Origin of the sequence: Paenibacillus lutrae, from assembly GCF_009757775.1 — a bacterium.
Classification (GTDB): domain Bacteria; phylum Bacillota; class Bacilli; order Paenibacillales; family NBRC-103111; genus Paenibacillus_F; species Paenibacillus_F lutrae.
This window is the reverse complement of sequence record NZ_RHLK01000001.1, coordinates 244,083-256,807: the sequence shown is the minus strand read 5'-3', so window position 1 is coordinate 256,807 and position 12,725 is coordinate 244,083. Positions and strand designations below refer to the sequence as shown.

Annotated in this window: 2 protein-coding genes; both read left to right on the top strand. The window is 55.8% G+C overall.

The genetic code is table 11. The features are described from left to right. The first annotated feature begins 13 nt into the window (after positions 1-13). Positions 14-4,675: a non-ribosomal peptide synthetase gene (locus EDM21_RS01160; RefSeq protein WP_157332093.1), complete on the top strand. Its 4,662-nt coding sequence runs from the start codon at positions 14-16 to the stop codon at positions 4,673-4,675. Positions 4,676-4,746: 71 nt separating this feature from the next. Beyond that, a complete protein-coding gene (locus EDM21_RS01155) occupies positions 4,747-12,588 on the top strand; it encodes a non-ribosomal peptide synthetase (protein WP_157332091.1) in 7,842 nt (2,613 codons plus the stop codon). Positions 12,589-12,725: the final 137 nt, after the last annotated feature.

Genomic DNA, 12,725 nt, shown 5'->3' with positions numbered 1-12,725 from the left:
GGTGCAAGCCGGAATGGATCTGTCCAACATTCAAAATATTTATCCGCTCTCTTCCATGCAGGAAGGCATTTTGTTTCAAATGCTATATGACCGGGAATCGGCTGCTTACATCGAGCAGACTACGTTTACGCTGATGGGCGACGTGAATGAAGAGGCGTTTCGGCAAAGCGTGCAGCTTTTGATGGATCGACACGATGTTTTTCGGACGATTTTTATTTATCAGCAGGTGGCGGAGCAATCCAAGCCGCGCCAAGTCGTCTTGAAGCGACGCGAAGCGGATGTGCGCTTCGAAGACCTGCGGACACTTTCGGGCGAAGAGCAAATCGTTCGCCTGGAAGCGTTTCGCAGCGAGGACCGGGCGAGAGGGTTCGACCTTACCAAAGATACGCTGCTGCGGGTTATGGTGCTCAGAACCGGCGAACGGCAATACAATTGCGTTTGGAGCCACCATCATATTCTGATGGACGGCTGGTGCATCGGAATCGTGATGCAGGAGTTTTTCGAGGCGTACCGCTTGTTGCAAGCGGGACAAAGTGTGAAGCTGCCTCGGGTTCATCCTTACAGCGAGTACATTCGCTGGTTGACAGGGAGGAACCGCGACGAAGGCGCAGTTTACTGGGATAAGTACCTGGAAGACTGCCCGGGACCTGCTCCGCTGCCATGGCAGCGGAGTCATCCCGAATCCGGTTACCGCCAAGAGCAGGCGACATTGACATTAGATGAAGCGACTACGACCCGCCTGAACGCGCTGTCGCAAACGTCGCGTGTGACGATTGCGACGCTGCTGCAAACCGCGTGGGGCTTCCTGCTGCAGCGCTACAGCGGACAGAGCGAGGCGGTGTTCGGCGGGATCGTATCGGGCCGTCCCTCCCAGCTTGAAGGCTCCGGTACGATGATCGGGCTGTTCATTAACACGCTCCCGGTTCGGGTACGCCAGCAGGAAGGCGGTTTTCTTGCAGCTGCACAGGAAGTCCAGAAAGCCGCGTTGTCAGCGGAACCGCACAGCTACTACCCGCTGTACGACATTCAGGCGCGTTCGCAAGCCAAACACAATCTCATCGATCATATCTTCGTATTCGAGAACTATCCGTTGCCGAAGCATATGGAAGGTGAGTCTGGAGGCGATAGTCTGCGGATTAAACAGGTGTCGGCTCGTTCGCAGACGCACTATAACCTGAACGTAATCATCGTTCCAGGGGCTGAACTGCTTCTAACGTTTGATTACAACGCGAACGTATACGATAGCGGGGGCATCCTTAGGATGGTCGAACACTTACGGCGGGTACTCGATGCCGTCTTGGACAATCCCGCAGCCCAGCCCGCAGATCTCGACATCGTATCGGAAGCTGAGCGGCAGCAGGTGGTGCTTGATTTCAACCAAACGCAGCGGGACTATCCGAAGGATGCGACGCTGCATATGCTATTCGAACAACAGGCGGAGAAGACGCCCGAGCAAGCAGCGCTTATATTCGGAGACACGGTGATAACGTATAGCGAGCTGGACGCTCAGGCGAACCGGCTTGCCCGCTACCTGTGCGTCCGAGGGGTGAAGACGGGCAGCATCTTGGGCTTGATGGTTGACCGTTCGCCGGGAATGGTCGCGGCCATCCTGGGCATTTGGAAAGCAGGCTGCGCCTACTTGCCGCTCGATCCCGATCATCCCGAGGAGCGAAACCGCTTCGTGCTGCAAGACAGCGGGGTTAAGACGCTGCTGGTGGAACGGCGGGCAAATGCGCTTAACGACTTCTCCGGTATGATAATCGATCTAAGCGAAGCCCGTTTAGCGGCCGATCTTATACCTCCGATTCAAGAATCGGAGGTAACGCGGCACAGCGCGGCCGCGGAACAACTCGCTTACGCCATCTATACGTCCGGTTCGACCGGACGACCGAAAGGCGTAACGGTTGAGCACCGCAGCGTCGCGAATACACTGCTCTGGCGGCAGGAGGAATATCGGTTTACGCCACAGGATCGCAGTCTTCAATTGTTTTCTTTTACGTTCGATGGCTTCATCACGAGCTTGTTTACTCCGCTGTTGTTAGGCAGTCCGTCCGTACTGGCAACAGCGGATGAGGCCGTCGACGCTCGCGCCATTGTCGAGATGATTCGCAAGCATGGGGTTACGCGACTGTTTGTCGTACCCACCTTATATCGGGCGATTCTGGAAGCAGACCTGGGAGAAATCGAAACAGGTGAGGAGCTGCCGCTTAGGTCGGTGACGCTGGCAGGGGAGCCGATGCCGAAAACGCTCGTGGAACTTAGCAAGCAAGCCTCCCCTCAGGCGGAGCTGATCAATGAGTACGGTCCGACCGAGAACAGTGTAGCGACAACCATTTCCCGCCAACTGGAGAAGCAGAATGAGATCACGATTGGACGGCCTATCTCCAATACGAGGGTGTATGTGCTGGGACCGCAGCAGCAGCTTCAGCCCGTTGGAGTAAGGGGAGAGTTGTACATCGCAGGAGCAGGGCTGGCGAGAGGGTATTTGAACTGGCCGGAACTGACGGCGGAGCGGTTCGTGCCCGATCCGTTCATGCCCGGCGAGCGGATGTACCGTACGGGCGATCTCGCACGTTGGTTACCGGACGGGCAGCTCGTCTATGCGGGACGGAACGATCATCAGGTGAAAATCCGCGGCTACCGGATCGAGCTCGGAGAGGTCGAAGCCGGGCTGCGGCGCGTGCCTTCCGTCGACGACGCGATCGTCGTCGCCCGCGAAGATGCGGAAGGCCGCTCGCAGTTATGCGCGTACGTCACTTCCCGCGAAGTGCTCTTCGTCAGTGAGCTGCGCACCTCTCTGGCGGCTATGCTGCCTGGCTACATGATCCCGTCGTACTTCGTGCAGATCCCCGCGTTACCGCTGACGTCAAGCGGCAAGCTCGACCGGCGGGCGCTGCCGGTGCCTGACGGGGGAGTGGCGCTCGGCACGGCGTATATCGCTCCCCGGACCGAGCGGGAGCGCTTGCTCGCCGCCGTTTGGGAACAGGTGCTCGGCGTGCCGCGAGTCGGCATCCACGATAGCTTTTTCGACTTGGGCGGCGACTCGATCAAAGGACTTCAAGTCTCATCGCGCCTGCATCGGTACGGGTATGGGCTAGAGCTGAAGGCGCTATTTCAGCAACCGACCCTCGAAGCGCTGGCCGAGGCCTTGACGTATCATGATCCTGTGGCCGAGCAGGGTCCGGTAGAAGGAGATGCGCCGCTCATGCCGATTCAAGCCTGGTTCTTCGAACAGGATATGGCGGCACCGACTCATTTCAACCAATCCTTGATGCTGTATAGGCAGGATGGCTTCTCCGAGGCGGTCGTGCGGGAGACGTTCCGGCGACTGGCTGTGCACCACGATGCATTGCGACTTGTATTCCGGCAAGAAGACGGGCGCTGGAGCCAACGAAACAGGGGATTGGCCGAAGGTGACTCCTTCGGGATGGACGTGCTGGACTTTAGCACAAGCCCGGATGCGGCGGATCGCATTCGGGCGGAGGAGCGGCGAATTCAGGCCGCGATGCGATTGGACGAGGGACCGCTGGTGCGGCTTGGGCTGTTTCGCACGGCTGAGGGAGACCACCTGTTGATCGCGGTACACCATCTGGTAATCGACGGGGTGTCGTGGCGAATCCTCCTGGAGGATTTTCAATCCTTATATACACTTTCGATAAAGAACATCTCATTACCCGACGAGCCAAGTCTGCCTGCAAAAACGACGTCATACCGGGACTGTGCACGCCTGCTGGCAAAAGCGGCTGAGCGGCCGAGGTCCCGATCGGAGCGGCAATACTGGCAGAGAGTTCAGGAAGCGCAAGTGGCTCCGCTGCCGAAAGACTTCGCAGGCGCTGAAGGAAACGGCCGTTGGTCCGATTCGGAGACGGTCAGCGTGACGCTGAGCGAAGCGGAGACGGAGCTGCTGCTGCGGGAGGCGAATAAGGCGTACCATACAGAAACGACGGAGCTTATAGTCGCGGCTTTGGCACGGGCTGTTCGAGATTGGACGGGAAGCGGCCGCATGCGGCTGGAGCTAGAAAAACACGGTCGTGACGCACTGCCGGAGGGCGCGGACGCATCGCGCACGGTCGGGTGGTTTACAACACTATATCCGGTGCTGCTTGAAGTGGAACCAATGGAGGACGCGCCTGAAGAGACGTTAGCGACTCCAGTTGAAGATGATGAGGCGCTGCTCTTGGGGACTGATATTAAGAGCGTTAAAGATGAACTGCGGCGCGTTCCAAACCAAGGGGCCGGATACGGTATCCTGAGGTACTTGGCACAGTTGTCACAGAGGCAAGCGCACGTCCCGGATCAGCCTTTACGGGCACAGGCGGACATTGCTTTCAACTACCTCGGTCAATTCGACCGGGAGGCGGATAACCCCGTGTTTTCATTTTCTCCGCTTCATGGGGCATTTGACACTTGTTTGGACAACACACGGCTACATGTGCTTGAGATAAATTGCATAGTCGTGGGGGGGCGGTTCTCCTTGACGGTAAACTACAATCGGCATCATTATCGCGAGCAGACGATGAGCAGCTTTGCGGAAGGAATTCACAACCATTTAATAAGCATCCTTGCACACTGCGTTCACAAGCAGGAGCCTGAACAAACCGCGTCCGATTTCACCGGCAAGGAGTTGACGTCCTCTGCTTTGGACGACATTCGTTCGATGATCGGCTCGTTATAGAGCTGATAGCAACAATCCGAGCGCTCCAAGACGCGAAAACGAACCAAGAAACGAAAGGGGGACTTAGGACGATGAAAAATAAAGCGGAAATTCAAGATATTTACCCATTATCCTACATGCAGGAAGGCATGCTGTTTCAGACGTTGTATGACGGGGAAGCCCGTGCCTATGTCGAACAAACAACGCTTACGCTGCAAGGGATTTTGAACGAGGAGGCCTTCCGGCAAAGCGTTCAACTGCTGATTAACCGGTATGATATTTTTCGTACCGTCTTTTTGCCTAGTGTTGCTGAAATGAATCGCCCACAGCAGGTAGTCTTAAAGCAGCGGGATGCGGAAGTTCACATGGAGGATTTGCGCGGGTTGTCTGAAAACGAGCAAAGCGAGCGTGTACAATCTTTTGTTAGTGAGGATCGAGCGAGAGGGTTTGATCTGAGCAAGGATATGCTGCTGCGGCTCACCCTGCTGCGCACGGGCGAACAGCGATACATCTGCGTATGGAGTCATCATCACATCTTGATGGACGGCTGGTGCATCGGGATCGTGATGAAGGAGTTTTTCGAGGCGTATCGCTTGCTGGAGGCGGGACTTCCAGTCGCTTTACCTCGTGTTCGTCCGTATGGCGAGTATATCCGCTGGTTGACGGGGCGAGACAGCAGCGAAGCGGCGGCGTTCTGGGACCGGCAGTTGGAAGGCTGCGCAGGAGCCTGCTCCCTACCATGGCGGCGCAGCAGCCCGGAGGCCGGGTACCGCCAGGAAGAGGTGACGTTGGTACTGGAAGAAGCCTTGACGAACCGGTTGAACGCGCTGGCGCAATCAACCCGCATAACCGTCGCGACGTTGATACAAACGTTGTGGGGCGTATTGCTGCAGCGATACAGCGGACAGGATGAGTCTATATTCGGGGCCGTCGTATCGGGGCGACCGGCGCAGATCGAGGGCATCGAAACGATGGTGGGGCTGTTCATCAATACGCTGCCGGTACGGGTTAGCTGGCGGGAGGGCGGTTTTCTGGCGATTGCTCAGGCTGTGCAGGAAGCCGCTCTGGCAGCAGAACCGCATAGCTATTATCCGCTGTATGAAATTCAGGCGAGGACTGAGGCCAAGCAGAGCCTGATCGATCACCTGTTTGTGTTTGAGAATTATCCGCTGCCGACAGGTGAGGGCGTCTCATCTAGCATGCCGGATACGCTGCAGGTAGAACACGTTGTCGTCCGGGAACAGTCGCATTATGACTTGAATGTCACGGTAGTGCCCGGCGAGAGCCTCTTCATCCGTTTCCATTACAATGCGAACGTATACGATAAGGATGGGATCCGCAGCATGCAGGGACATCTGCGTCAAATGCTCGCTGCCATGTTGGACAACCCGTATGTAGATCCGGGCGAGATCGATCTTTTAACATGGGATGAAACGGAAGAACTGCTATCCCGCTTTCATCAGGTCATCACTGATCCAGAGTGTCCGAAAATGGTTCCGCATTTGTTCGAGGAGCAGGCTGCGAAGACGCCGGATCGAATCGCTGTCGTTAGCGGAAATGAGCGGTTGACCTACCGCGAGGTGAACACACGCGCTACACGGTTGGCTCATGCACTGCGGGCGGAGGGGGTGGGGTTTGAAGACATCGTGGCTATTCGGTCTGAACGAACTCCCGATATGCTGGTCGCCGTGCTTGCCGTTTGGAAAGCTGGCGGTGCCTACCTGCCTATTGATGCCGATTATCCGGACGAACGCATCCGGTTCATGCTGACCGATAGCGGGGCTAAGCTGCTGCTGACCGACCGTCCGGCAGAAGCGCCGGCCGATTATCCCGGCCGAACGTTGGCTTTTGATGAGAAGGCAGCTGCTACGGAACACATGGAAGAAGGCTTGGCTGTACCGCTGCGCATCCGGCCGGAGCATGCTGCATACATGATCTACACATCGGGAACGACGGGGAATCCGAAGGGAGTAACAATCGAGCATAGAAGCTATGCAGGAATGGCGGATGCTTGGCGGACGACCTATAGGCTGGATCAGACCGAGGTAACTTTGCTGCAAATCGCCAGCTTCTCGTTCGACGTCTTTGCAGCCGACCTAGCTAGAGCTCTGTCGTACGGCGGCACGCTCGTCTTATGCCCGCAGGTAGCACGGACAGATGTTGACGCCATGTGTCGGTTGATCGAACGGGAATCCGTTACTTTTCTCAATGCGACGCCTGCAGTCGTCGTTCCGCTTGTCCGACATGCGGCCAGACACAGACGGAATCTGCGTTCATTGCGTACTCTCATTACGGGTGGGGACGTTTGTCATGCCGCCGATTTTGAACAAGCGGTCGAAATGCTCGGTCCTTCCACGCGAGTGATCAACTGTTACGGTGTCACGGAAGCTTGCGTGGATGCGACCTTATACGAACTTGATTCCCGGCGATTGCCGGTCGTGGGTACTGTCCCCATTGGTCGTCCTTTCCCTAACGTGCGTACTTATATCGTTCATCCGGGCTTCGGCTTGCAGCCAGTCGGCGTGCCGGGTGAGCTGTGCATCGGAGGCGTTGGTGTCGGAAGAGGCTACCGGAATCGGCAAGAGCTGAATGAAGAGCGGTTCGTGCAGGATCCTTATGTCCCCGGCGAGCGAATGTATCGAACCGGAGACTTGGCCCGGTGGCTGCCTGATGGCAGCATCGAATTCATAGGCCGGATCGACCAGCAGCTGAAAATTCGGGGTCATCGGATCGAGCCGGCGGAAATCGAGGCGCGATTAATGCAAATCGACGGGGTACGAGAAGCGGTTGTAGCGGCCCAAAGCATCGACGGACAAAGCGAGCTGTGGGCTTATGTGACGGGGGAAAACCATCTGACCGAAGCCTCGCTTCGTGACGCGCTCAGCCGGGTGCTCCCTGCGCCTCTGATCCCATCACGCTTCGTACGATGGGATCATCTGCCGCTTACGTCTAACGGGAAGGTCGACCGTCAAAGACTTCCCTCGGGCGGCGCTGCGTTTGCAAGCGGAGGCCTGTACAATGCCCCGCGCAATTCGGCTCAAGCGAAGCTTGCCCGTTTGTGGCAGAAGGTGCTGGACATCGAACGGCCGATCGGCATCCGGGAATCGTTCTTTGAGATCGGTGGCCATTCTCTTAAAGCGACAACGCTCGCATCCCGTATTAATAAAGCGTTCGATCGTGAACTTACGCTGCGTGATATATTTCAGTACACAACGATCGAGCAAATGTCCGAGCGGATCGCAGCGGGAAGCACCGTCAAGGGCCCGGTACTAGAACCGGTCGAAATCCAGCCGTACTATCCAATTTCCTATTCGCAAAGGCGTCTGTACCTGCTGAATCGAATGGACACGTCACACTATCATTACAATATTCCCTATATGTTTGAAATCGAGGGAACGGTAGACGTTACTCAGTTCGAATCCGCCTTCCGCGAGATCATGCGGCGTCACGACAGCCTGCGCACTTCATTCGACATCCAGGACGGCGAGCCCGTGCAAATCGTGCACGCTCACCAGGATCTTCCTTTCCTTTATGAACATGCAGACGGAAGGGACACGGATGCGATTGTTCAATCATTCGTGAGGGCGTTCGACCTTCACCAAGCTCCGTTGTTTCGGGTCGGCCTGATCAGGCTGGAGGAGACGCTTCATCTGTTTTTATTCGATATTCACCATATAATAGCGGACGGCACCTCGGTCCCACTGCTGATCGATGAATTTTCCAGGTTGTACCGGGGTGAAGTGCTGCCTGAATTGGCCGTACAATACAAAGATTTCGCGGTTTGGCAGCGGCAGCTTGCTGAGAGCGAAGCGTATGGCTTGCAGGAAAAGTATTGGCTTGACCGGTTCGCCATTGCGCCGCCGCTTCTGCAGCTGCCGACGGATCATCCTCGTCCCTCCAGTATGCGGAATGAGGGTGGACATGTTCCTTTTACATTGGATGAGGTGGCTACCGAACGGCTTTATCGGCTTGCTTCCGATACGCAAAGTACGCTCTACATGGTGCTGCTCGCCTCGCTCTCTACATTTCTTCACCGGTTGAGCGGACAGGAGGATATCGTCATAGGATCGCCGTCAGCCGGAAGACAGAGTGCTGAACTGGAACCGATCATCGGCATGTTCGTGAATACACTCGCGCTGCGCACGTCTCCGCGTAGGGATCAATCGTTCCTCTCTTTGTTGAACGAAACGAAGGAAATGACATTAGAAAGCCTGGAACATCAGGATTATCCGTTCGAGGAGCTGGTCGATAAGCTGGAGGTAGACCGGAGTTTAAACCGTAATCCGTTATTCGATGTTCTATTGGCTTTGCAGAACATGGATCAGCGAGCGCTCGATCTCGGCGACCTTCGCATGTCCGCATATCCCTACATGCATCCGACTGCGAAATTTGATTTGTCCCTCTATGTAACGGAAGTTGAGGGTACGCTACGGTGCAGCTTCGAATATTCAACAGAGTTGTTCGCGGAATCGACGATCAAGCGCTGGGCCGCCCATTTAGAAACGCTGCTGCATTCGATCACCTCCGATCCGAACCAGCGCTTATCCGATTTACCGCTTTTGACAAAGCAGGATATCGAACATCTCTTGAATGCGGGAAACCCTGAGCTGGCAGCTGAGAAAAGTCATCAAACCGTACACGGTCTGTTCGAAGAGACGGCCGACCGCTATCCGGATCGTGTGGCTGCCCTCTACAAGGGAGAATCGTTCACATATCGGCAGATGGAAGAGCGTGCGAATCGGATCGCCACTTACTTGCACCGGCGCAGTAAAGGCGAGAGTGAGCAGCTAATCGGCGTTTGGATGCATGCATCCCCGGACAGTGCTGCCGCCATGCTGGGTGTGATGAAAGCAGGGGGAGGCTACGTACCCATCGATCCCGATATGCCTGCCGATCGAGTCGGCGCTATTGTGCGCGATGCCGGGTTGTCCGTTCTGCTCTCATCGCGCACACGGCTCAAGGCGCTCAACGATCTGCAATGGGAATGCCCCGAACTGCAAAGCTATATATGCCTGGATTGTGACGATCCCCACAAGGTGGAAGAGAACGAGAAAAATGCTTTGATGGATGAACGTTTATGGGAGCATGTCCGAACGGAGGGCGAAGACGACATTAGCGGCGGAGGCTGGGTCAGCAGCTATACAGGCAAGCCTTTCTCCAAGCTGGAAATGGACGAGTACGCGGACAATGTGCTGCACAAGTTACAGCCATACTTACACAGCGAGGCAAGGGTGCTGGAGATCGGATGCGCATCGGGGATCAGTCTGTTTCGCATCGCTCCGCATGTCGGCATGTACTGCGGCATTGATCTGTCGCCTTCCATGATTGAACGAACCCATGCTGCCTCCGATGCCGAGGGCTGGAACCATGTTCGGTTGCACTGCATGCCGGCCGACCAGATCGCTGAATTGGACGAAGCCGACTTCGATATCGTAATCCTGAACAGCGTCATCCAGTATTTCCACGGACCAAATTATTTACGGCGGGTGCTTCGTCAAATCATCGCCAAGCTTCGGGGGCGGGGTGTGCTGTTCATCGGCGATGTAATGGATTTGGAGCTGAGGGCCGAGCTGTTGTCTTCCTTGCGCCTGCATCAAGCGAATCATCCGGATCATACGGTCAAGACCGATTTTTCGTCCGAGTGGTTCGTGGCAAAGCCGTTCTTCGAGGATTTGGCCTACGATCTTCCCGGCATAACAAATATAAAATTCAGCAATAAGCTCGCCACCGTGGAAAACGAGCTGACGAGGTTTCGTTACGACGTCGTGATGGAGCTCGACCCGCAAGCAGCAGCCGGCAAGCTTCGCCCTGACAGCTCGGAAGGGCGTCACAAATTCCAGCACGGGCTGAAGGAGCTGCAGGCTTACACGCCTGATCGTCTTTCACTTGCGATTGGTCCGGAACGGCTCGCTTACGTTATATTCACATCCGGTTCGACCGGGAAACCGAAAGGGGTCATGATCGAGCATCGCAGCATGATGAACTTGAATCATTCCCTGCGCGAGATGGTGGGGTTCGACCGTCACGAATCGGTGCTTTGCGTGACGAAAATATGCTTCGACATTCATATTGTGGAGATGCTGCTTCCCTTGTTGAATGGCCTTCACACGATTATTGCAGATGAAGACGAACAGCGCGATCCGGCCTTGTTGAATCGGCTGCTGCTCCGTTTTCCTGCGGATATCGTACAGACGACCCCGTCCCGAATGAAACTGCTGCTCAGCGATCAGCGAACCGTGGAGGGCCTTCGCCGGGCAAGACTGGTGATGTTAGGCGGGGAAGCTCTTCCGCAAGAGCTGCTGGAGCAGCTCGAACAGTCGACGGACGCCGACATCTATAACTTGTATGGACCGACGGAAACGACCGTGTATTCCACCGTGCAGCGGCTTAACGGGAGAAAGCGGGTCAGCATCGGCATTCCGGTAGCGGGTACAAGCGCGCGCATTGTAGATGATTCGCTGCGGCTTGTTCCGGAAGGCGTGATTGGAGATCTGTGCATTGGCGGGGAAGGGCTGGCACGTTGTTACTTCAACCAGCCGGAACAGACACAGGCCCGTTTTGTGGCGGACCCGTATTCACCTGAAGGCCGATTGTACCGGACAGGTGATTTAGCGAGATGGCTACCGGACGGCTCGATCGATTATGTCGGTCGCACGGATAACCAAATCAAGCTTCGCGGATACCGGATCGAGCTGGAGGAAATCGAGCATCACCTGCTTCAAGTGAGTGGTGTTCGTGGGGCCGCCGTGCTGCTGCTCCCCGGCAAATCGACGGATCACGCCGAGCTGAGCGGCTATTATACAGCGGACCGGCCGCTGTCGCCCGCCGATCTTCGTACGGCTTTAGCGGCTAAACTGCCGGATTACATGCTGCCCGCGAAGTTTATGCGGTTGGATCAGATGCCTCTTAACGCGAACGGTAAAATCGACCGTAAAAAGCTCGCAGCGCTAGGCGAAGGATCTCACGCCGTTCGGGCATACACCCCGCCGGGCAACTGGGTGGAGGAACAGCTTGCCGGCATTTGGCAGGAGGTGCTGGGCGTGGATCGAGTCGGCGTCACCGACCGTTTCTTCGATTTAGGAGGCAATTCGTTAAAAGTACTCGAGACGATCAGCCGCATTCATCGCGAGCTTCATATGGAGCTCACGATGCGGATGCTTTTCGAATATCCGACCGTGCGCCAGTTAGCTGAGCATATGGATCTGCCAGACAATAGACAAAGCCTAATTATGCTAAAGCAAGGCTCGCGTACGGATCTGACCGTGATTTGCTTTCCTCCGGTGGCGGGTTACGCGCTTGTGTTTAAAGAGCTTGCCGACCGGCTGTCGCCTTATGCGACGGTTTACGGGTTCGACTTCATTGAGCAGGACGACCGACTAGATCGCTACTTGGAGGAGCTGGCGCATACCGGCATTGCCAGGTCTTCACAACTTGTGTTTCTAGGCTACTCCTCGGGCGGGAATCTGGCGTTTGAGGTGGCTCAGTTGGCAGAACAGCGCGGGATGGCCGTAGCGGATCTCATCATGCTTGACGCATGGAAGAAAGACCGGGGCGGCCAGCAGACGCAAGAAGAGATTGAACTGCAGTTGGAAGAGGCCGTTGTCTTGTATTACGACGCAATCACCGATAACCAGAAGCTGATTGCACAGGCGGTGAATAAGCGCAGGAACTACCAAATGTATTTTAACGATATGGTGAATACTGGGCTTGTCCAGGCGAACATCCATATGATTCTTTCGGATACGGCCGTTGATTCCCAGCAATATGGTATTGGCCTATGGCAGGGTGCGACGGCAGGTACACAACGCATTTATCAAGGCTCTGGAGAGCATTTCAATATGTTGAATCCGGAGCATCTGCCCAGAAACGCCACGATTATCGATGGGATATTGAGTATAATCCGCGATTCCATCTCTGCTGTAGCGAAGAACTGAAGCAATGCCCCTGGGGAGGCTCACCTTCCTCAGGGGTTAACCAGTCAAACAACTTAGGATGTTGGCTGAAGTAAGCATAACGAAATCGACGGATAGAATCTGAGGTATATATGGCCTTAGTACATAAAGGAGCCAAT